Origin of the sequence: Ruegeria sp. HKCCA5839 (assembly GCF_013035585.1) — a bacterium.
GTDB lineage: Bacteria > Pseudomonadota > Alphaproteobacteria > Rhodobacterales > Rhodobacteraceae > Ruegeria.
The window spans coordinates 306,923-329,223 of record NZ_WQIE01000004.1 but is presented as its reverse complement, the minus strand read 5'-3'; the positions used below and the strand labels follow the sequence as shown (position 1 = coordinate 329,223).

Sequence of the window (22,301 nt, the reverse complement as noted above, 5' to 3'; positions counted from 1 at the left end):
TTTACCGAAGCCCGTCTTTGCCCTCTGCATCCGCATGGGTCAAGCCCCCGACACGTGGCAGGGGTCGGCCGCTATCAGTGACGGCGACGGCCACCATAATCTCATTGGCGCGCGGCGCATCGTTCAGGCGCACTTCGATCCCGTCAAAATGGCTGCGCACATAGGCGGCGTCCTTATGACCGAGAGGGACGTCCAGCACCTGACCGGGTGATCCCATCTTCTTTGATGAGGGCACCAGAGCGGCACCTTTCTCGACCTCTTTGCGCAGCGGAGCGCCAAGCTTTGGGTGCAGGATGGCTGCGGCGTGTTCCAATTCACCATTTTCGCCAACCATTGCGGATTTGCCAAAGCTTTCGGCCTGATCGGGAGTGATGCCCAAAGCCTGTACACATTTGCGACCCAAAAGCGCGCCCAGCTCTGCGCCAATATCCATCAGCGGTGTCAGATCTTCCTGATAGGCGCCCGCAAACGGGTTTTCGATCACCGCAACGGCCACCGCCTTGCGCGTGGCGGGTTCTATTTTGCGCCCGATTTCGGCGTGGATTTCTTCGATGGTAACGGCAATTTTGCGTATCTTGGCGGTCATCTCAGCCCATCCTCTCCCTTGATGTCTGCGGCGGCAAGGCCGCCTGCGCGGTTATGTATCCGCGCGCCGGTACTCATGACCAGAACCAGAGCCATCTCATGCGCTTTGGGCGCATCATTCAAGCCTACTTCCATACTGTCGAAATGGCTGCGCACATAAGAGGCGTTGATATGGGTTATCGGAACGTCCAGACGCCCACCAACACCGGCAACTTTCTTCGATGACGGCACGATTGCGTTGGAATCGTTCAACAGCTCGCGCATCGCATAGCCGCCCGGCGCGTGCCAAAGCGCGCCATGTTCCAACTCGCCTGCTTCGCCGATCATCGCGCCTTTGCCGTAGCCTTCGATCTGATCGGCATCGCCCAAAAGGTTCACCAGCCGCCCGGCCATCTGCAGGCCCAGCGGTTTGAGATCTTCCGTGAACCACTGGATATCCGGCTCATAGCGGCCAGCAAAGGGGTTGGTTATCACCGCAATTGCGGCAGCTCGGCGAAGGGGGGTCTTGGGCGCGGGGCCGCCTTCATGAAAGATTTCTTCGACCGTATAGGCGGTCTTGCGCAGGTCAAGCTTGGACATGTTCAGGCTCTTGTTGGAAGGTTAATATCTGAGCGCCGAGGGTGGCGCAGCGGCCTTGCAGGAACGCTGCAGCCGCAGCGATGCACCCCTGGGCTTGAAAGGTTCTGGCTGTTTCGATCCCGTTGGCCAGCGCGCGGTCGCACTCGTCGTCAGAGAGCGTGTCACAACTGACAGTGACAGGCAGATCGCCCAAATCGCTGGCCTCGTCAACCTCGTGGGCCGGGCGTCGGGTGACCGCAGGATGATCCGGCAAATCGACCGCATTTGCCACAAGCGTCGCCGCGACATCAGCCTTTGCGGCGGACCGGGCCAGAACGGTGACGCTGTCGGCGATCCCCAGCGACAGGCTGCGCCCGTGACGACCCGAAGTAGCGATGCCGCCAATACCATCTTCGGCCGAAATGTAGATGTGCCCCAATTCCTTACCATCATAGGCGCTGATCGCTGTCCTGAACGATGTGCCCGACGCCAGATATAAAGCGATATCACCACCATTGTTGACGTAGGCGCGGGTAAGGGTCGCGCCAGAGGTCATGGCGCCCAGCACCTCATCAGCTATCGCACCAGCAACGGCGGCCATGCGTGTCAGTTGCGTCTGACCCACATAGGGCAGGCAGACATCATGCATCCTCTTCGCAACCGCGCCTTGGGGCCGAGCGCTGCGGGTACTAAGGCGGGTGCGCAGGTCGGGGAGTTCGTCCACAAGCTCGGCGATGATGGTGCCAAAGCGCTTGGTGGCAGCGTGATAGGCCTGATCTCGGGCCCCTTCAGCCCATACGACCAGATCGCTTGGCCCGTGTTGCAGATGAAGCCGTTCGCCATCAGGCAGGATGCGGGCTGTTGCGCTCATTCGAGTTGGGCTTTCCACCGGTAATTGCCCAGATCCATCGGATCGCCCGCTTTGGGGTTTTGGGGCACGCGGCGTGTTTCGGTCGCGTTGATATCGCTGACGCGCCGCATGCTGTTCACGTGGCCACCCAAGGCGGCATAGTCGCTGACGCGCAGAGTGAACTCGATCGGTGCCACCAGTGCGGGTGTCGGCACATAGCCGAATGAGTTGGTGGGCATGTCCAAAACATCTACCATTACCGTGATGCCGCCACCGGGCCAGACATAGGCATTTGCGCCACCGCAAGAGACATGTGTCAGCGCGTCCTTGACCGATTTGGTCAATCGCACAGGGTTCTCGGTCACACCTGCGCGCAAGCTGCCACCGGCGCCCCCCATGAACAGGACCGAGCATACCGAAGGTTCGCAGTTCTCGGCGATCAGATGGGCCGACAGCGCCAGTGGCTTGGGCACATCGCGGGGCTCTGGCACAAGGTCCGCGTTCAACTCGTAATAAGCGAATTGTTCGCCGGTTGTGGACACCATGAACAGCCGCAGCCCTTCCCAGGCCACTTTGGGATTAAAAGGTCCAAGGATCGCCAGCGGATCTTCGATATCAGTGCCGCCCCAACCGGTGCCCGGTTCGGCCACCTGGAAATAGCGCCCGGGCGTCGAGCGACGCCCCTTGATCTTGATGCCTGTCGGCGGCACGTCCAACTGCTTGCCGGTTTCATGTTCGCTGAGCACACCGGTGATGTGGTCATCCACAACCACCACATCGTCCACATGGCCGATCCACTGTTTGGGGAACATGCCGATGGTGGCTGATCCACAGCCCACACGCATCAGGTTTTCGGTCACCCCGTTGATGATCGGGGGCTTGCCCGCCTCGACAACCACTTCGGTGGCGTGATCTGCCTCGCCAATGGTCATTGTTACGGCTTCGCGGTTGCACAGACGCAACAGCGCGTCGCAGGTCACCCGGCCTTCTTTTTTCGAGCCACCGGTCAGATGCTCGACCCCACCAAGTGAAAGCATCTTCGAGCCATATTCCGAGGTCATCACATGGCCGATGGGCTCTCCATCCACGCGCACGACATCACGCTCATGGCCGATATGGCGGTCGGTGTCGATCTTTACCTTGACGCCGCAATAGCTGAAGATCCCTTCAGTTACGACGGTGACCATATCAACTCCGTCGACCTCCTGACTGGCGATGAAAGGGGCAGGTTTGTAATCGGGATAGGTGGTCCCGGCGCCCACGGCTGTTACGAATTGCCGCCCACCCTTGATGATGTCGCCATCCCAGTCTGCTTGCGCGCCTTCACCCATGAACGGCACCAGATCCTGACCGCTTTGGATTATGGTAAGGGGATCCAGCCGGACCAACGTGCCCTTATGGTTGGCATAACGATCACAGGCACCGGAGTTGCCATCGGCGATATAGCACATCACCGGGCAGGCATCGCAGCGGATCTTTTCGGCTTTGCCCGCATCTTTCATGATGAGCCCCTTTGGTTGATAGCCGCATGGACGGTGCTTGGCGTGGCTGGTCCCTTGTACAGCCGCACACCCGTTGCATGTTTGATCGCGTTCAAAAGCGCGGGTGCAGTGGGGATCAGTACATGTTCACCCAGGCCCTTGGCCCCATAAGGTCCGTGTGCGTCCTGTTCTTCGATGATGATCGTCTCAATCGGGGGAATATCCCCGATGGTCGGTATCAGATAGTCATGCAAATTCTCGGTCCGGCCCGGGATATACTCTTCCATCAAAGCCATACCCAGACCTTGTGCAATGCCCCCATGCACCTGACCTTCCACCAGCATGGGGTTGATGGCCTGACCCACATCATGCGCCGCGACAAATCTGATAGGTTTCACAGTGCCCAGGGTCAGATCGACCTCGACTACCGCAAGATGCGCCGCATAGCCGAATTGAGCATAGGGATGGCCCTGACCGTTTTCATCCAGAGGTTTGGTCGGCGGATCATAGCTTTCGGAGGCGCACAGCACATAGCCCTCATCGTCAGCGGCCAAGGATCCAAGGTCCAGAACATGAGTACCGGCGGCATCGATGGCGTGAACCGCGCCTGCGCGGAACTCGAGCGTGGCATCTTCGGCCACGTTCAGCCGCTCAAGAATGGCCGCTCTCAGCGCTTCACCAGACAGCCGCGCGGCGTTGCCTGACACAAAGGTCTGGCGCGAGGCCGAGGTTTTGCCTGCATCGGGCGTCATATCCGTATCCGCTCCGACGCGTTCGATCTGGGCTGCATAAATGCCAAGTGCGGTGGCAAAGACCTGCGTGATCACCGTATTCGCGCCCTGACCGATATCCATCGCGCCCTGATGCAGCACGACTGTGCCGTCGGCGCGGATGCCGCTCTTGATGGTCGAGGGGTTCGGGAGCGAGGTGTTTCCACAGCCGTACCAGCCGCCCGCAACGCCAACGCCGCGTTTCACCTGTTGGTACTCGGCGTTGAATTGCGCCGCCGCCGCGCGTTCGCTGGCCCAGGCGGGACGCAGGGCCTCAAAACAGGCTTTGATGCCGACCCCCTGGTCAAATACCTGGCCACAAACGGTTGGGACTCCGTTGTCCAGTGCGTTCAGGACACGAAAGTCCAGCGCATCCATACCCAGCGTGTCGGCCAGTTCATCAAACAGGCTTTCTTGCGCAATCGCCGATTGCGGCACACCAAAGCCCCGGAATGCTCCGGCAGGGGGGTTGTTAGTATGTACGCCTTTGGCGTGAGCGCTGTAATCGGCCACGTGATAGGGCCCCGAAGCGTGAACCGGCACTCGGTTTGCAACCGTCGGTCCCCAACTGGCATAAGCGCCGGTATCGAATGTCCCGCGAAAGTCGAAGCCGCAAAGCTTTCCATCCCGGTTGGCTCCAATCGTCACCGTAATGTCCGAGGGGTGCCGTTTGGTCGAGCTTTGCATCGATTCCGTTCGGGTATAGCAAAGCCGCACCGGTTTGCCCGTTTTCAGTGCGGCGAGCGCAAGATAGGGTTGGACGCTCAGATCGAGCTTCGACCCAAACCCGCCCCCAACAGCTGTTGGGACGACGCGGATTTTGGACCGGCCGATACCCAGAATATGTTCCAGCCCTTCAAGGTCCATCACCGGGGCCTGCGTGCAGGCGTGAACCTCAAGGCGACCATCGACCAGTTGGGCAAACCCAGCCTCAGGCTCGATATAACCATGTTCAACAAAACCGCTTTGGAACCGGCCCTCGACCGTGACATCGGCGCGCGCTAAAGCGGATTTGGCATCACCGCGGCTGACAAAGCCGCCGCACATCACGTTGCGTTCGCGTCCCTTGTGCAATTGCGCCGCATCCGCACTTTGGGCTGCGTCAACATCGGTAGCAGCGGGTTCTTCTTTCCAAGTGATAGGCAAGCTCGTGGGATCAATTGCGCGCAACCTGTCGCGGGGGCCGACCAGTGCCGCGACAGCTTCACCCCGAAACCGCGTTTCAGTTTCCGCAAAGACGGGCTGATCCTCGAACCCAGGGATCACGCCGTATGTATTCTGACCCGAGACATCAGCCGCCGTCAAAACCGCATCAAGCCCTGCCTCTTGGGCAAATCCCTGCAGGTCGCCGATTTCAAACTTGGCCCGCGCAAAGGGGGACCGGATGACCAGGATCTCAAGGCAACCCATTGGTGCCACATCGTCGCCATAGGCGACTTGTGCGTTGACCTTGTCTCGCCCATCCAGATGCCGGATCGCATCGCCAACGGCGCCGTCAGTTCTTACCGCGACAGCCCGTACGCCCATCACCGCATCAATGATCCTGCGGTAGCCGGTGCAGCGGCACAAAACACCACCAAGCGCGTCTTGCACCTGTTCCTCACTGGGTTCGGGCACGTCGCGCAACAAAGCAATCGCCGATACCATCATGCCCGGTGTGCAGATACCGCATTGTGCGGCACCATGGTCTAGAAAGCTCTCGCTGAGACGGGTGGCCAGAGGATCATTGGCCTGAAGGCCCTGTACAGTTTCAACTTCACGACCGGCAACCTGATGTGCCGGTGTCAGACAGGCACAGACAGGTGCGCCATCGATCAGAACCGTGCACGCGCCGCAATCGCCCGCGTCGCAGCCGATCTTGACATCGCGCTGTCCGAGCCCTTCGCGCAGCAACTCGGACAAGCGCTGCCCGGACGCAAGAATTGGGGCCTGATCCTGCCCGTTCAGGCGGAACTGCGTCGGTTTGTCTGTCACTGGTTTATTCATGTTTCAATCGCCCTCAGGAAAGAACGTTGAATCTGTTCGGCAGCTGCCGCCAGGCGATAGTCACCGCTTCCGCGCACGTCATCAATGGGCGCCAGCGGGGCCAAGTGCGCCTGCGTGATCCAAAGTGCCCTCGGATCCTGGCCAATAAGATCGGCCTCAAGATCAGCAAGCCTCTGCGCCACGGCTGAACAGGCCCCCACAGCGATACGTGCTTCGGTGACCTTACCCTGTTTGTCCAGTACCACATTGGCCGCCGTCATGACGATCGAGATCACCAGATATCGGCGGCTTCCCAGCTTCTCAAATCCGGACCTCATGCCGGGTGGGCATTGGGGCACCAAGATAGCGGTCACCAACTCGTCTTTTGCCAAAGTGGTCTGCCGCACTCCTGTGATGAATGCGCTCAGCGGTATTACCCGAACACCGCGCTCCGCACTACAGAGCTCGACCTTTGCATCCAACGCCAACAATGGCGGCACACCATCCGCGGCTGGAGAGGCATTGCAGATGTTTCCCGCAACTGTGCCCGCGTTCTGAATTTGAAGGCTACCCACTTCGCGCGCCGCTTGTTTGAGCGCATCAAAGCCTGGTGGCAAATCCGCCTTAATCACATCGGACCAGGTGACAGCCGCGCCAAATCGGACGCCCTCGTGGTCCTGCGTGATGTCCGAGAGGCCATCTATCCGCGTGATATCAAGCAGTGATGTCGGCTGTTGCCCGGGCTGCATGGCGGGATAGAAATCGGTACCACCGGCCACAACACGTGTTTCGGCCTCCTGAAGAACAGAAAGAGCATCAGATAACAAGCTGGGTTGCGAGTAGGCCATGCGCTCCTGCTATCGTCGTTAGTATGCAAACGATAAGGGCTCGCATCTGACCGAGTCAACAACAATATCTGATTGGCGTAACGGATCTGGGCCGATTGATGAGGGATGGAATTTTCCGATTACCAACCATTGCAAGGGCAAGCGTCGCAGGCGGGTCGCGCGGAACCTAAAGGCGGTCTGGCCAGGCGACGCGGAATCCGTGATGTGGTGTTGCGCTGTCCGGCGATGTGCCCGATCGCGCAGCGATCCGGTACCGATAGCAATAAGAGCGGTGGCACAGGAATGATCCGCCTTTGGACAACTTATAACCTGGCATACTCGCTAGCCGGTCCCGGACTTGCTTTTTCAACGACTTGATCCTGAACGCATCGGCTGTCCATTCCCAGACATTGCCAACCAGATTGTACAGCCCATAGCCGTTTGGATCGAACGAGCGCGCAGGGGCCGTAGTGATAAAACCGTCTTGGCCGGTGTTAAACTCCGGGAAACGGCCTTGCCAGATATTACAGGGCAAGACATCGGTATCGTTGGGCTCCTGGTCTCCCCAGGGGAAGCGCACGTCGCCCAACCCCCCTCGGGCGGCATGTTCCCATTCGGCCTCGGTGGGAAGATAGCCTCCGACCCAAGTGCAATAGGCGCGCGCGTCGTTCCAAGAGACCTGAACCACCGGATGGTCTGCGTGCCATGTGTCTGCTTGTGTGCCAGGCCCGTTTATGTCGCGCCAGTTTGCGCCGTCGACCCGCCGCCACCATTCGGCCCCGGAAACAGCCTGTGTCGGCCCCACCTCTTTCGGGACCTCAGACCAGAATACAAACGACCATCCGATCCGTTCGGCTTCGGTGACATAACCTGTGGCCTCGGTGAAAGCTTGAAACTCTGCGTTTGTGACCGTCGTAGCACCTAAGCGAAACGGTTTTATCCTTGTGCGACGCAACGGTGCTTCGCCATCGTTTGGAATGAATTCGGTGCGGGTGCCTAGCAGACTGTTGCCACCGGGAATCTGGCAAGCGGTTGCCCAGAGCTTTTGATTTGTCAGAGGATCTTTCAAAATCTCAACAGGGGCCAGTCGAGAGCCGTTTCGTGCTGGCCCGCAACAGTTTGGATTTTTGTCAGAATGCGTCACAGGTTGGACACCTGCCTTTATATCGGTCAAAGAAAGTGGCGATGCGGTTGGATGCGACAATATCAAAACCAGAGACCACGTCGATATGCATATCATACGATTTGAGACCAGGTCATTTTGTTGGCCCGTGGAATGGGCGCTGCGCGGCGTTCCTTCCAGCCCTGAGCCTATTGCGTGAGATGATTGCCGACCTTAGAGCTTACCAAGACGCTGCGCGACCTGTCGTCACCACGTCAATTTGACACGTTCTTCTTCCTCGAAAAGGAAACCCGATGCCTGAATTTGCAAACTATCCCAGCCTGAAAAACAAAACGGTCATCGTCTCTGGTGGTGCCCAAGGGATCGGGTCCGAGATCGTCAAGGCGTTTGCTGCACAAGGTGCCAAGGTCGGGTTTCTTGATGTCGATGAGGCTGGAAGCATCGCTCTGACAAAAAGCACGGAAGGTGTGACCTACGAAATCTGCGATCTTCGTGATATCGCCGCGATGCAAGCGGCGCTAGGGCGCCTGACAGACCGTTTGGGTTCTGCGCATGTGCTTGTGAACAACGCTGCGCGAGACGACCGTCATGATTGGAAGGACGTGACACCTGAATACTGGGACGAACGCCAAGCAACCAACATTCGTCACATGTTTTTTGCCATCCAAACCATCGCACCGGGGATGATCGCAAATGGTGGAGGGTCCATCGTCAACATGGGTTCGAATTCCTGGTGGGAAGCCGGTGGTGGCTTTCCGGCCTATACAACCGCCAAAGCAGCAGTCCATGGTCTGACAAGAACGATGGCGCGTGATCTGGGGAACCACCGCATACGGGTCAACACCGTGGTTCCGGGTTGGATAATGACTGAACGTCAGAAAGAATTGTGGGCAACGCCAGAAGGTCTTGAAGCACACCGCAATCGCCAATGCCTGCCGGACCTGATCGATCCTGTCTATGTTGCTCGCATGGTATTGTTCCTGGCTTCCGATGACGCCGCGATGTGCTCGGCCAACAATTACATGGTCGAAGCTGGCTCGATCTGAATTGATGCGCGTGCTGACGTTTGGCGGGTGAACGCTTCCTGCGTGTCGCTTTCGATGTATTTCGCAAAACCCTTATTGTCGCTGCGCAGCCGCGTCGAGCCCCTTGTGCGGCGACCGTCGCGCGTAACCGCTGTGGCCTCGGCATAGACCAGTGCCGCGCCGCCCATGGCAAAGCGACCCAGATGCGCCAGATGCCAGTCATTGGCCAGGCCGTCCCTGGCGCGATATTGGCTCATCGGTGAGACTGCAATACGGTTTTTGAACACTACTTTACGAAGCGCGAAACTGCTGAAAAGCGCGGCCATCTGGTTCCCTCTTGCCCGTTAGTGGCACCTTAGCGGCAGACGACGCCCAAGCCAAAATGGAAAGGGTGCGTTTGACAGATCCGGTCTAAAAAAGTTGTGAAGGGTCAGGCGTCTCGAACCTGGGCCGTTGACCCAAGAGGCTGTGTTCTGTTCAATCATTGCATGGAAAGACCGATGAAAACCTGCTGTGCGATGATGGCTTGCCTTCTGCCCTATGTTTCGGCGGCAAACGCACAGGGTTGCACGCGCGATGCGATGTTGGTGTTTGATGGCTCGGCGTCGATGGCAGAGCTTGGTCTGCAATTGGATCAACCGCGCCGCATCGACGATGCCCGGACGGCTTTGCAGGATGCCATGCCGCAGATCGCTCCGATCCGGCGCATTGGGCTGATCACCTATGGGCCGGGACCCGAGAATTCCTGCGAGGGGATCAACCTGAAATTCGAACCGGTTGAGAACGCCGCGCAACCGGTGATGGACGCCATTGCTTTGCTGGATCCCAACGGATTGACGCCTCTGACCGAAGCGGTCCGGGTGGCCGCCGAAGTTTTGAATTACCGCACTGATCCCGGAATTGTGGTGCTGGTCACGGATGGAAACGAGACCTGCGGAGGCGCGCCTTGCGCTTTGGGGGCCGAACTTTCGGCAACGGCTGCCGATCTGACGGTGCATGTGATCGGCTTTCGCGTCGCCACGGATCGGTTTGCCTGGGACAGCCCGAATGTCGATTTGTTCCCCGACGGTATCTCGGTCGCAAAATGTCTGTCGGACAGCACGGGTGGGATGTATGTCTCGACCGAGACGATCGAAGAGCTTAGCGAAGCCTTGCGCAACACCCTGGGGTGCAGCTTTATTGGCTAGCCGTGGTTTGACGTTCCCTTTGGGTGTTGTTTGCGCGTTCGATGGAGGGCACAGCTGCCAATAGATCGCGGGTATAGCGTTGTTTTGGAGCGGAAAAGACGCAACGTTGGATCGTCCCATTTGTTTTGGACGATCGTTATGATTGAGAAACGGAGGACCGAATAGCCCACCAGAAGGAGTGCAATCAAATTTCGTCAAAGGCTATGAGCGTCTGATGGTGCAAGTCTCGCCGGCAACATAGGGTTGGGACCTTCAGGTCTATTGTGACGTTTCGAGGTGATTTGCTTCTCGGTCATTGACTCTTGGACTCTGGACACGCCGCCCTGACAGGTTTCGCAATCTGAGTTCTGAATTCGCGATCCCCTGCCCCGATCGCCTCTTGGCCATGATGACAATTTACCGACGAAGCAGACGCACAACGTCGCAGAGACTTACGGCAAAGCGATGGCCAGCCCAAATCGCACAAGAAATGACGAAACGAGGAAAGCGGTAGTCATTTTTAGTACGGTTGGGAAATCTGGCTGATTACAGTCAGAGGCTTGTCGTCAGTGCGTGCGTCGCCAACGACTTGAAAACCAACAAAAAAACAGCCTGGCGAATTGGTAAACCCCTTCTTTGGTAGCCGAACAATTCAATCGCTTGAGCCAAACTTGGTTTGGATAATGAATTGCGTCACCGGATCAATATCTTCGCTTTCAAGCAAATCTGCGAGTTGGCTATCCAAACGTGTTTCATTCCAATCGCGCATCGCAATCGCAATCTCCAATGCCGAAGAGTGATCTTGTTCCAACTCGCGGGAAAAGATCACTATGATCTGATCCCTAAGAGCCGGTGACACGGTGCCTGAATCAGCCAAAGCCCGCATGAGCGAGCGCTTATGCTCCAGCGAAAGATTTGCCGCTTCCAAAGCGGCGTCAATGGTGCTTACGGCTGACGGCCCATCCATCGCGACGCCGGCCAGCGCCCAATCATAGGCATATGCCGAGTTTTGAAGAACGGATCTGGGATATCGGGACCGGACAACGCGTTTGGCTTTGTCGTCATCAAGCTGAAGACCCAGCAACCGGATCGCGACCGGAACGAAGCTGATCCGGTTGATGTTGTTGAACTCGTGCAGCAGATCGTCCGTCGAAACTGAATTTCGCAACATCTGGATACTGTCGTATGGCGCACGGTCCATCTCGACCAACGCGGTGTCACGTAGAACCGGATCCTCATGCGAAAGATACTTTGCGAAAAATGCAATGCGCGCATCGGGTTCTGTTGCACTTGTCCGCCAAAGCTCTCGTTCCCTCCAGAGCGCATCCAGAAAGTGTTCGCGCGCAGTGTTCAGCTTGAATATCCTTGTCCACTTGCGTGACAAACCACGTCCGGCAGCGTCTTTAGTCACGGTTCCGTAGGTCAGCAGAACTGTCATCTCGGGGTTCGCACGGAAGGCCGCGCGGGTCGTGCTATCAATCAAAAAGGGGATTTCAGGAATTCTCGCAAGCTCGTCTGGTGAACCTTTGATTTGTTGCTTTGGAACGAATTTGAACGGGTTTTCCGGTACGGGTGCTGCAAGAACAATGACATCGGCAGCAATCAAATGATCTGCGAGTGTGGTCTCTGGCAATGTTGTGCAGACTGGGCATGCCAAAGCAAATCGCGGACCGAATACGCAGAAGAACAAAACTGTAGCGGTAAGAAAAAGCCTTGAAAACGGCCCCAGCAACCGCCCGCAAAACTGAGAGACGCAAGTCCCAATGCCTCGCTGCACCCGGTTCGATGTCAGATCGATAGATAGCGTTACAGGAAAACCAGCGCGCATTATTCACTCCTCAACCACTTATCGTGAACTACCCAAAACGGATAAGACGGTGTCGCCATACTCAGCCTGCAGACGGGCTTTGGTCAACATTTGTCTAAAATAGGTAAAATATCCGCCACGGCGCTGCCGTCTGAACGGCTCAGCTGCATATGGATCTGTTGCAAAGCTACTTACTGACCGAAGAGTTGGCACCGGCCCCGCAGATCATCTGCGCGACGCCTATCCCATTCAGTGTAGCCGCCGTTCGAACGAAGGCCTTGAACCCTAACGTCGGCTGAGCTCGTCTTTTGACGAAGCGCTGGTCCTGTTCCACGTTGCTTTGCGGGTATTTCCGCCTGACCATCGCGATGGAGATCGGACAGCCAAAGCTTTCCAGCATCTTGTTTATGGCGTTTATGCCAGCCGTATTTGCATCGCTTTTGTCGCTATCAATCTCTCTCTGTGGGCCGTTGACCTCCAGCATCCGCGCAAAGAATTCGGCGTTGGCGGGTTTGTTTCGACGACGCACAGCATCTGCAATCCCACAAGGGTAACGTATCACCCAGTGTTTCAGTGTGGTGTGACGGGCCAACATACCGCATCTCTTCGAGATCGCGTCCGACACAGCGAAAAGAGCAACGTCATTTGGACAATGCGCAGCTTTGAAGGAAACCATGAGCAGACTTTCAGTCGAATACTAACACTCCCCAAACCGGCGCAAACTCTACGATGGTCAATGATCATACGCTCGCAACAGATCTTAGTGTTCTCGGCGCGCCACCAGCATCTTAATTCGCATATGTGCAAAATATATTCTTTTTGCACATAACGTCTGATCTTCGCTTGTATTGTAAAATTCTGCGAAAGAGAGCCTTCGCACTAACATAGTAGCTTCTGAGCGAAAACGAGCACCATATGATGCTGGAAAGCTACCTTCCCCTTTAAATACAGCAAAAGCTCGTCGTGTTAAACCAGCGAGATAGAACACCTTCACTTAGCGCTTGGGCAAACGGAAACGTACCTCCCGTCCTTTTCTCCGAAGCCTACTCACCCATCCCTAAACATCGCGCACATGGCCAAGTCGGGTTCTTTCATAGTTTAAGCCATCATTTCAGCTTAGATCTTCGCGCAGAACCACAACCCAGATTGCACTGACAGCCACGACAATACAAAGCTTGAATCGGCACGAGAACGCTTGTCGCATCAACGTTTCTCATCACGATAAACTGGGTTTAGGCGAACCCGTCAGTAGTCATTCTGTTTTCAGTTACTCATCAAAAATGAAGGCGGTAACCCGTGGGTTACCGCCTGGCACATGTGAAATCCGATGGGACGTAACCCGTGGGTTACTCCTCCCTTAAGATTGCCTCAAAAGCCTCCACAGCTTTCTGCAGCTTGGAGCGATCAATTGAACTAAAATCCAGACGAGACAGGATTCTGCACTCACCTTTTCGAGCAGTAATCTTCGAAGACCCTACGTGAAACTCGTACTTCACACTCTCGCTTTTTTCTTTCGCCCTGCCCTCTGCGGGATTCTCAGCGGGTTCTGCCGCAAATGTTGCAAGAATTTCGTTTTGTTCCTCTGCCGTGTTCACACGCGCCAAACGCTCTTTCAAAGCCTCAGAAGTGCCTGCCGCGCGAAGCTTGCGCGCAACCTCCACGCCCAGGTTTCTCGAAATGGCCTTGGGGTAAGGCAGAGCTTCCTCGAGCGCGCCAAGAAGAAAAACAAAGCTGCGAATATATGAGCGCTTCATCTTATGCAAAGAAGCATAGAGCCTCCCAACCAATGCGTCAGCGTCCCCTGCCCCCAGCTCAGAATCGCGAGCTGCAAGAATAGCGACCTGCGCCATCTCTGCGAATGTCAGGTCTTCACGAACGACATTCTCCTCGACCATATCAACATACAGATCGATACGATCGACCCGAGAGTTGTCTACACGCGCCGTAACGCTGGCAAAACGCTCATCACCGGTTTCTTCGAAAAGCTGGCTGAGAGCCGTAAGACGCCTCCAACCTTTCTTAAGCTGGAAACGACCTTCGGAGTCTTTGTACACCTCAATCGGTTCTTTCTGACCTCTTTCCTGTATCGACGCTTTGAGCTCATCCATTTCATCCGAACTCGCCACCGCCGAGAGATCCAACCGATCACGTGGAAGATCCGAGGTGTGAATTGCATCCAAACCGATCACAGCTAAGACACGGCCTTCGTCCTGCGCTTTGCGATACTCCTTCGCGTCTGAAGCGTTCTTGCGCCGTTGCTCTACACGATCTTCCGTGCTTTCGCTCAAACTGTTTGCTGTTTCGCGCACAGCCGCACCCATGGGACCTACGTCGCGACGGCGGGTTTTCTTGAGATCGTTCTCATTAATCGGAGAGAAACCAAACTTGTTCCGGCTCATTCGATGCGCTCCTCAACCTTAGTCCGCGCGTTCCACGCCTTAAGTACAACGCCCTTAAATTCTCCATAGGCATTGTCGAATGACTGACGCGCGCGCTTCCATGTGTCTCGGGTCATTTGCCTATAGTCTTGCTCGTAAACCGACATCTGGAACCTACCAGACTGTTCAACCGCGCGCGTCATCTCGATAGGGTTTTGACAGACATCCGCACCAAATACGTTTTTGAAAGCGTCCATCATCGCGACATGCAGCGAATTGCTTGCTTCGAAACGCGTCATGAGTACACGAATGTCGTCAAACGTCTTGGGAAGAGTAATACCTGCATCCTGCGCGATACGTTCGAACCCGTTCGTAATATCTTCCAACGCATCGCCCAGTTGTCCCAGGTAGCTGGTTGTACTGTCATACTCCCAATAACCGGGGCCCGAGGGTATGTAGAGAATGTCTGCGGCAAACGCTGCATTCAAAGATTGATACCCAATCGCGGGCGGGCAATCGAAAATGATCAGGTCATATTGGTCATCAGGAAGCTCGTCCAGATACCGGGCGATGCAACCAAAGAAACTCCAGGCCTTGTGAATGGATCTGTATTGCGCGGAAGCAAACTCGACAAACGCGGCATTCGCACAGCTTGGGATAATATCGATTGTCGACCAGGACGTCTTTTGAATGAAATCCTGTACGCGTTGCGACCCAATTGATTGCACATCTTCAGGCAGTTCGTCGGCGGTAGGGTAGGGGCAGTCCGCTGGATCGTCATATTCTTCTGCGATCCTGTTTGCCTCACGACAAAGGTCGCGACACATAATGCCCCAAACCGTATTCCACTCTCTGACTTCTGCCAGACCCATTGAATGGGTCAGAGTCGCCTGAGGATCGAAATCCACAACAAGAACGCGGTAGCCATCCAGCGCAGAAGCGTTCGCCAGATGCTGTGCAACGACAGTTTTGCCGACGCCGCCTTTGAAATTGGAAACTGCCACCCTCATTGCGCGTCCCGCTGGTCTTTGCGGAAGGAGGCTCTTGCCTCTGAACCTCAATCGACGCCTGAGCTCGTTTATTTCTGCGAGGGAAAACCACCTTTGGCGCCCGTCATCTTCAGTAGCACCCTGTGGAAGAGACGGATCGTCCGCCAGTTTCTTCCTCAAAGTGTCTGCTGGGACATCGAACATGAACTGGCTAATTTCCCAGATTGAAAATGGTCGAAGCACTTTCTCATCGGAAGGTGAAAAGGTAGCGCGGCGAACGGCCGCCTGTTGGGCCAGGCTTCGTTCGTTCATCGCTTGAAGGTCGGTGTGGTCACGCATAGTGCTGCTCTTGTTATATCACGAATACTTTCTAATAACGCGATTTAGAGAATCTGCAAAACGCAAAGATTCAAAATTCCGCTTTTTGCTTGGGATTCTTTGAAATACGGGAGTAATTCTGCGTGAGAAGCTAAGTTTTGGTGACAGAAAATCAGCGCTGACCACATATAGGGTGACAAACTGGGGCCAATAGGGTGACATGCATCTGTCACCTATAACCGATATACCGAAAATTCTTTTGATTTTGGAAAATTGGATTTTGCTCCCGTTTTTCGAAGTGAGTTGACAAACTACGGGATTTCACCACACTGATTACAACAAATGGAATCGGACGTCGAAACCGATCCGCATCAGGCACAGCGGCAGTATCAAAATGGAAATAAAACGATTTACAGGACCTCAAGCCGGATCCCAGAAATATGACCTTCTGACTGCTATGTCCGTCGCCGGGCTCAATGGAACGAAGGGATTTCAATGTTCGATGATGCGGCTCATTGCATTGGTCACTGCTCGATACAATTGGCGAGTCGATGAACTGACGGTGGGGCAAAAGGAAATGGCACGCCTTTGGTCAGTTGATCAGCGCACCGTCAAGCGGGAGGTCAAGCGGTTGACGGAATGTGAAATCCTTCTTCAACTTCGACCTGGGGTTCGAGGTCGGGTAGCCGCATATCGCCTGAACTACAGCGAGATTTTCCGGCTCAGTGAACCGACTTGGAAAAATGTTGGATCTGACTTTGTCTCGCGTATGGAGGCCCAGACTCCAAAACCCGAGAACAAAGTTGTTCGTGTTCAGTTTGGACAGGACGTACCAGTGACCTCGAACCCAACAGAGCAGGACTTGAAAAACCCTTGGGGCAGGGCGCTTCGTCGTCTTTCGCAGTCCGAAACGCTATTGTTCAAAAGCTGGTATCGCGATCTCGAACATGTGGAAACACAAGATCAAGTCGTCATACTGCGAGCACCCAGCAAGTTCATAGCGCAATACATCCAGTCACATCATTTGAAACCGCTGTTAGGGGCGATCCAGCTTGAATTCGGGCAGTCTTTCAAGGTTGGCCTGATCGAGTAACACCTGCTGCTGATATCTCTCGGGGTATGCGGAAAATAGCGCCAAGTACGTTCGCAAAACGAACGATACGCGCGCGGGTCCAAGGTCAGGCAAAAAGAGGGCAGGGGAGGGGTATTCCCGGATCCACAACTCAGAATAGTTAGAGCAAAAATGCCCGCTTCTTGGGCTTCAGATTTTGACCGATTTGGCTTGAAATAGCTGCAAATGATCATCTCTCCCGACGTGCCGTGATGGGTTCAAAAACCGACGCGATTCTAAGCAGAAATTTCTTAAGCGGTTGATCAATATGGAAAATCTTTTGTTGCCGAAACCGGTTTCGAGTGTAAGATTGCTCGCATGGGGGAGAATACCGCAGATCAAAACAGCTTGTCCAAGCGACCTACGAAGGTGACAATCCAAGATGTCGCCCGTTCTCTCAATATGACTAAGGGTACCGTCAGCCGCGCGCTGAACAATTATGGGGACATCGCCGCTGAGACACGCGCACGTGTGAGAGCAGAAGCGGACCGGATGGGATATGTCCCAATGGCTCTGGCTCAGGCCATTCGTACGGGCAGGGCAAAATCCATCGGTCTTGTGATTCAAGAAGATGAACTTGGGGGGTTTGCTCCGTTCTTGGCCGATTTTCTGGCAGGTGTATCTACCGCGGCCAGTAAAAGCGGTTGGACTTTAACCGTAGCAACAGCCAACACCATGGACGGTGTTCTGGAGGTGCAATCCAGGCTCATAAGTGAACGTAAGGCTGATGGTTTTATTCTTCCGCGCTCGCGGGTTTCGGATCCTCGGGTCGACAAATTGGTTCAGGCCAATGTCCCCTTCGTTGTTTTTGGCCGGGAACCAGAAGGCATTCAATGCGACTGGTTCGATGTTGCGGGCGAAGATGCCATGCATGATGCCGTTTCGCGGCTAGTGAAATTTGGGCATTCGCGAATAGGGTTTTTGAAGGCCGGCGAGGACTATGTCTATTCCGGCCTCCGCGAGCGAGGCTATGTACAGGGCTTGGCTTCCGCAGGATTGCCATTCGCACCAGAACTCGTCGCAAAAGACGTGATGACACTAGAACAGGGCTCCATTGCCGCTCGTAAATTGCTCAGCTTGGAGGTCCCGCCAACGGCTATCGTTTGTTCGGTCGACCGAGCGGCACTTGGTGTTTACAGGACAGCATCAGAAGCAGGCATAGAAATCGGAAAAGATCTTTCGGTCATTTCCTATGACGGGATTCCTGAAGGCGAATTCGCAGTGCCCGCGCTGACAACCTACTCAGTCAATCGCCGTCATGCGGGAACACGGCTGACGCAGATATTGATCGATCGCATACGCAATTCCGATGCAGAAGCATTTTTGGAACTTGTGCCGGCTCAACTGATCGAACGCGCCTCTGATGGGCCACCGCGATGCAGTTCGGCTGACTTGGCTAAACTCTGGCACACATCATTCAACTAGCTGTTCTTACAGGGAGGTAGAACATGAAAATCTTGAAAAATTCCACGTTATTGGTCGGCGCGAGCCTAATGGCCACGATTGCTGCGGCAGACATGCTTGCGGCTCAGGAATTGCGTGTCTGGACCACAGAAACTCAGCCTGCGCGCTTGGAACGTCAGCAAAAAATGGCCGCAGATTACGAGGCTGCGACCGGTGTGAAGGTGGAAATGATCCCTGTGGATGAACAGGAATACGGTACGCGCGCAACCGCGGCCTTTGCGGCCGGTGACTTGCCAGATGTGATTTATTATCCGCTCCAATATGCTCTTCCCTGGACCGAAGCGGGAATTCTGGATGCCGAGGCCGCTCAAGAGGTGCTTGAGGAACTGGGAACCGAAACTTTTGCACCGGGACCGATCAATATGGCCCAGACTGAAGATGGGGTCGCAGGTGTTCCCGTCGATGGCTGGACTCAGATGATCGTCTACCGGAAGGATCTGTTTGAAGAGAATGACCTAGAGCCCCCCACCTCTTACGCGAATGTTCTGGCTGCTGTAGAGGCATTGCATAATCCACCAGAGATGTTTGGATTTGTTGCTGCAACCAAGGTCGACGAAGGCTTTATGAGTCAGGTCTTGGAGCATGTGCTTCTCGCCAATGGCGCAACCCCCGTTGATGAGAACGGGTTCAAAGGTTTTGATGAAGCCAACACCATTGAAGCCTTGGAGTTCTACAAAGCCATCGCTGAAGCGTCGCCTCCTGGTGAACTGTTCTGGAAGCAATCTCGAGAGCTTTATTTCGCGGGCCAAGCCGCAATGATCATCTGGTCGCCATTTATCATGGATGAATTGGCCGGGTTGCGGGACGCAGCTCCTGTTACCATCAACGATGACCCAACGTCTCGTGAATTAGCCAACGCAACGGGCTTTGTCACAAACTTTTCTGGGCCTTCAAATCCAGATGGCGCGGCATGGGCCGATTCACGCTATTTCGGTATTACGGCGGATGCCGACACTGAAACAGCGCAGGACTTTGTTCGGTTCGCTGTAAGCGACGGTTATATGGATACGCTTGCTATTGCACCTGAAGGCAAGTTTCCAAGCCGAAATGGCACGGCAGACAACCCAACCACCTATATTGATGGCTGGTCCAAGCTGGATGTGGGCGTTGATCGCCGCGCACCGCTTTCCGAGCTTTACGACGCGGCTGTTATCGACAACATCGTTGCTGGCCTAGATGTCGGCCAGCGTTGGGGTGTTGCTGAAGGTCAGTTGGGCCTGGCGTCCAAGATCATCAACAGCCAAGCCATCAACCGTGTTGTGCGTGAGTACATTGACGGTGACATTGACGCAGCTGCAGCAGTTGCGAAAATGAACGAAGAACTCGCTTCGATCGAATAGGCATCAGATCTTTCTCGAAAATCTGATCGGCGGTTGTGTACCGCCGGTCGGTGCCTGCGAATTCCCAGACAGGAGAGGTCGATGTCGACTGCAGTACCACCAAAGGGTACGGGGCCACTTGCCAGACGCGAAGCGCGATTGGCTTGGGGGCTTCTGTTTCCAACCATCTTCTCTGTCTCACTTGTGGTGATCTTGCCGTTGCTGGCAATCTTCTGGGTCAGTTTTAAGCCGATAGGGCTCGAAGACCTTCGACCACCAGAAACCGTTGTTCGTGAACAGTTGCGCGGAAGACCAGCCGAGGCAGGTGACGATGCGACGCTCAGGTATCGGATACGGAATTCCAGCCAAAACAAACCGCTTTCCGACGTCTCGATAACCGATACTTTGCCGGATGGCTTGACTGTCGTTCAGGTGGATGAACGTTGTTCGATCGATGGCGTGCTGCTGACTTGCGAGTTGGGAGATTTTGAAGGCGGCCAACGCGAAAACATTGAGATCGATGTGACGGTGAGCCAGGCATTCCTGGACGCTGATCCCGATCTTGAGGATACTCCAACAATCACCACGGGCACGGGTGAGAACATTCTGACGAACTCAGAGTTCACGCTCGAGAATTTTGCGCGCATCTTTGATGGCCGTGAATTCTGGGCTGTTCTCTATGCAACTATGTTCTACACAATAGTCGGAACAATCGGAGCCCTTGTGGTTGGTCTCTTCGCGGCATTGCTTTTGAACAAGGAGTTTCGCGGAAAAGGCATCATGCGTGGCCTTTACTTGTTTCCCTACGTTGCTCCGGTCATAGCCGTGGCGTTCTCATGGGTGACACTTTTCGACCCGTTCTCCGGCTCTGTGAACGCTTTGCTGGTTCAAATGAACGCCATCGACAGCCCAATCAACTTTTTCGGACAGCGGCCTCAAGCACTTATCATGGTGACCGTTTTCGAGATATGGCGATATTTCCCGCTTTCGTTCCTGTTTATTCTTGCCCGGATGCAGTCCATCGACACCGATATGTACGAGGCAGCGGATATGGATGGTGCAAGTCCTTTCCAAAAATTTTGGTATCTGTCATTGCCAATGCTGCTTGGCATTCTCAGCGTATTGTTTTTGCTCAGGTTCATTTGGACCTTTAACAAATTCGACGACATCTTCCTTTTGACAGGCGGTTCGGCTGGTACGCGTACCTTGACGGTTAATGTCTACGAGCAGGCTTTTGCTGTCTCCAACATTGGTGCAGGTGCGGCCGTAGCAGTTGTCATTTTCGGCTTTCTGCTGGCGTTCTCGATCTTTTTCTTCAAGTTCATGAGCCGGGAGGAAGGGCTGTGATGCGGGTGATCCAAAACGGCTATATCACAGCGGCAGTTATCGGTTGGTTCTGGGCCTACACCATAGCTATCGTTGTCGCGGTTCTAATGTCTTTCTCAACGGGCGACCCGTTCAAGCCTTCGTTCATGTTTTCGCTGCTGCTAGGAGCGGGAACCGGGCTTGGTACACTTTTCTACCGCCATAAATTGACCATGGCGGCGGGGCTGATGCTTTTGTCGATCTTGCTTGGCATGATTGGTTTCGGTCCAATCATTGTTGGTGAAGAGGCTGGCACATTCGGGATAGTTGTCTCGGCAGCTTTGTTCGGGCTTTTTACTGCATGGCCGTTGCTTACAATGCTTGAAAGCTTGGTTCCGGGTCAGCTGGATAAACATGAATTCGAAGAGGCGGTTATCCATTTCCTGACCGGATTTGGGTATATTTTCTTCACCACAGCGGTGTTGGTTCCATTCTATGTGATGGTGATGACCAGCTTGAAGAACCAACAAGAGCTTTTGCAAAACCCGTTGGACTTTACGATCGACTTTTCCAAAGGCACGGATCTTTTTCGCAGCTATGTCGAGCTTTTTGCTGACTTCAATTTCGGGTCGTATCTTTGGACGAGTTTCTACGTCTCTGTCCTGACCGTTTTCATAACCTTGGCGTTTTCGATCCCCGGGGCCTATGCAGTCGCGCGATTGAGGTTCAAAGGTCGCGCTGCGTTTGGCCGTTCGATCTTGCTTATCTACATGGTTCCGATGATCGTTCTTGCGTTGCCGATCTACATTGTTTTTTCGGTGACCGGGCTCAGGAATACCATTGTTGGCATCGTCATGATCTATCCTGTGACAACGATCCCTGTCGCTTTGTATATGCTGCAGGGCTATTTCCGAGGCTTACCTTCCGAGGTTGAGGAAGCAGGTCTAATGGATGGCCTTTCACGCATTGCGGTCATTTGGAAAATCACCTTACCTTTGGCTCTGCCGGCACTTGCCTCGGTCAGTCTCTATGTCTTCATGATCGCCTGGAACGAGTTTCTACTGGCTTTCATGCTGTTGGATGATCCAGCGAAATTCACGCTTACGCGGGGTGTCGCTTCGTTGAATTCATCTGAGGTACCGCGCCAGCACCTGATGGCCGGGGCGGTCATCGCGACCTTGCCGATCATGGCGATTTTTCTCGGGCTAGAACGCTTCATGACCAAAGGCCTCACCGCCGGTTCGGTAAAGGGCTAGACCG

19 protein-coding genes are annotated in these 22,301 nt (G+C 54.9%); 7 read left to right on the top strand and 12 right to left on the bottom strand.

Features of this window, described 5'->3' with window-relative positions; translation table 11 throughout:
• Nucleotide 1: 1 nt before the first annotated feature.
• From GOV38_RS13840 to GOV38_RS13810, 7 genes are all read right to left on the bottom strand, one after another.
• On the bottom strand, nt 2-586 hold the full coding sequence (locus GOV38_RS13840; protein ID WP_171208338.1) for an amino acid synthesis family protein: 585 nt from the start codon (nt 584-586) through the stop codon (nt 2-4).
• On the bottom strand, nt 583-1,164 hold the full coding sequence (locus GOV38_RS13835) for an amino acid synthesis family protein (protein WP_171208337.1): 582 nt from the start codon (nt 1,162-1,164) through the stop codon (nt 583-585). The genes GOV38_RS13840 and GOV38_RS13835 overlap by 4 nt, the downstream gene beginning before the upstream one ends.
• Complete coding sequence (locus tag GOV38_RS13830; protein WP_171208336.1) at nt 1,151-2,014, bottom strand: UPF0280 family protein; 864 nt, start codon at nt 2,012-2,014, stop codon at nt 1,151-1,153. The genes GOV38_RS13835 and GOV38_RS13830 overlap by 14 nt, the downstream gene beginning before the upstream one ends.
• A complete protein-coding gene (locus tag GOV38_RS13825; protein WP_171208335.1) occupies nt 2,011-3,495 on the bottom strand; it encodes a 6-hydroxynicotinate reductase in 1,485 nt (494 codons plus the stop codon). The genes GOV38_RS13830 and GOV38_RS13825 overlap by 4 nt, the downstream gene beginning before the upstream one ends.
• Nucleotides 3,492-6,230: a molybdopterin cofactor-binding domain-containing protein gene (locus tag GOV38_RS13820; protein WP_171208334.1), complete on the bottom strand. Its 2,739-nt coding sequence runs from the start codon at nt 6,228-6,230 to the stop codon at nt 3,492-3,494. Before GOV38_RS13820 ends, GOV38_RS13825 begins: the two co-directional genes overlap by 4 nt.
• On the bottom strand, nt 6,227-7,057 hold the full coding sequence (locus GOV38_RS13815; RefSeq protein ID WP_171208333.1) for a xanthine dehydrogenase family protein subunit M: 831 nt from the start codon (nt 7,055-7,057) through the stop codon (nt 6,227-6,229). The genes GOV38_RS13820 and GOV38_RS13815 overlap by 4 nt, the downstream gene beginning before the upstream one ends.
• Before the next feature lie 166 nt (nt 7,058-7,223).
• Nucleotides 7,224-8,105: a formylglycine-generating enzyme family protein gene (locus GOV38_RS13810; RefSeq protein WP_254430478.1), complete on the bottom strand. Its 882-nt coding sequence runs from the start codon at nt 8,103-8,105 to the stop codon at nt 7,224-7,226.
• A 347-nt stretch (nt 8,106-8,452) separates the two neighbouring features.
• Between GOV38_RS13810 and GOV38_RS13805 the strand changes: the two genes are divergently transcribed.
• A complete protein-coding gene (locus GOV38_RS13805) occupies nt 8,453-9,205 on the top strand; it encodes an SDR family NAD(P)-dependent oxidoreductase (RefSeq protein ID WP_171208331.1) in 753 nt (250 codons plus the stop codon).
• Here the strand turns inward: GOV38_RS13805 and GOV38_RS13800 are convergent.
• On the bottom strand, nt 9,178-9,510 hold the full coding sequence (locus tag GOV38_RS13800) for a hypothetical protein (RefSeq protein ID WP_171208330.1): 333 nt from the start codon (nt 9,508-9,510) through the stop codon (nt 9,178-9,180). The genes GOV38_RS13805 and GOV38_RS13800 overlap by 28 nt on opposite strands.
• A gap of 174 nt (nt 9,511-9,684) precedes the next feature.
• Between GOV38_RS13800 and GOV38_RS13795 the strand changes: the two genes are divergently transcribed.
• Complete coding sequence (locus tag GOV38_RS13795; RefSeq protein ID WP_254430477.1) at nt 9,685-10,371, top strand: VWA domain-containing protein; 687 nt, start codon at nt 9,685-9,687, stop codon at nt 10,369-10,371.
• 631 nt (nt 10,372-11,002) lie between these two features.
• On the opposite strand, the gene GOV38_RS13790 is transcribed toward GOV38_RS13795, so the two are convergent.
• From GOV38_RS13790 to GOV38_RS13775, 4 genes are all read right to left on the bottom strand, one after another.
• The gene (locus GOV38_RS13790) at nt 11,003-11,833 is read right to left on the bottom strand and encodes a hypothetical protein (protein ID WP_171208329.1); all 831 of its coding nucleotides are present in this window, start codon (nt 11,831-11,833) and stop codon (nt 11,003-11,005) included.
• 511 nt (nt 11,834-12,344) lie between these two features.
• Nucleotides 12,345-12,752: a DDE-type integrase/transposase/recombinase gene (locus tag GOV38_RS13785; RefSeq protein WP_254430476.1), complete on the bottom strand. Its 408-nt coding sequence runs from the start codon at nt 12,750-12,752 to the stop codon at nt 12,345-12,347.
• Between the two features lie 751 nt (nt 12,753-13,503).
• Nucleotides 13,504-14,556 carry a ParB/RepB/Spo0J family partition protein gene (locus tag GOV38_RS13780; RefSeq protein ID WP_171208327.1) on the bottom strand — a complete coding sequence of 351 codons (1,053 nt, stop codon included), beginning with the start codon at nt 14,554-14,556 and terminating at the stop codon, nt 13,504-13,506.
• Nucleotides 14,553-15,863 carry an AAA family ATPase gene (locus GOV38_RS13775; RefSeq protein WP_171132939.1) on the bottom strand — a complete coding sequence of 437 codons (1,311 nt, stop codon included), beginning with the start codon at nt 15,861-15,863 and terminating at the stop codon, nt 14,553-14,555. Before GOV38_RS13775 ends, GOV38_RS13780 begins: the two co-directional genes overlap by 4 nt.
• 373 nt (nt 15,864-16,236) lie before the next feature.
• On the opposite strand from GOV38_RS13775, the gene GOV38_RS13770 reads away from it, so the two are divergent.
• The 5 genes from GOV38_RS13770 to GOV38_RS13750 all read left to right on the top strand — a co-directional run bounded on the left by GOV38_RS13770 (nt 16,237) and on the right by GOV38_RS13750 (nt 22,297).
• On the top strand, nt 16,237-16,935 hold the full coding sequence (locus GOV38_RS13770) for a DnaA N-terminal domain-containing protein (protein ID WP_171208326.1): 699 nt from the start codon (nt 16,237-16,239) through the stop codon (nt 16,933-16,935).
• A gap of 336 nt (nt 16,936-17,271) precedes the next feature.
• Nucleotides 17,272-18,378: a LacI family DNA-binding transcriptional regulator gene (locus tag GOV38_RS13765; RefSeq protein WP_171208325.1), complete on the top strand. Its 1,107-nt coding sequence runs from the start codon at nt 17,272-17,274 to the stop codon at nt 18,376-18,378.
• Nucleotides 18,379-18,401: 23 nt separating this feature from the next.
• Nucleotides 18,402-19,757: an ABC transporter substrate-binding protein gene (locus GOV38_RS13760; protein ID WP_171208324.1), complete on the top strand. Its 1,356-nt coding sequence runs from the start codon at nt 18,402-18,404 to the stop codon at nt 19,755-19,757.
• Between the two features lie 81 nt (nt 19,758-19,838).
• The gene (locus GOV38_RS13755; protein ID WP_171132935.1) at nt 19,839-21,083 is read left to right on the top strand and encodes a sugar ABC transporter permease; all 1,245 of its coding nucleotides are present in this window, start codon (nt 19,839-19,841) and stop codon (nt 21,081-21,083) included.
• The gene (locus tag GOV38_RS13750; protein ID WP_171208323.1) at nt 21,083-22,297 is read left to right on the top strand and encodes a carbohydrate ABC transporter permease; all 1,215 of its coding nucleotides are present in this window, start codon (nt 21,083-21,085) and stop codon (nt 22,295-22,297) included. The genes GOV38_RS13755 and GOV38_RS13750 overlap by 1 nt, the downstream gene beginning before the upstream one ends.
• The last annotated feature ends 4 nt before the right edge of the window (nt 22,298-22,301 follow it).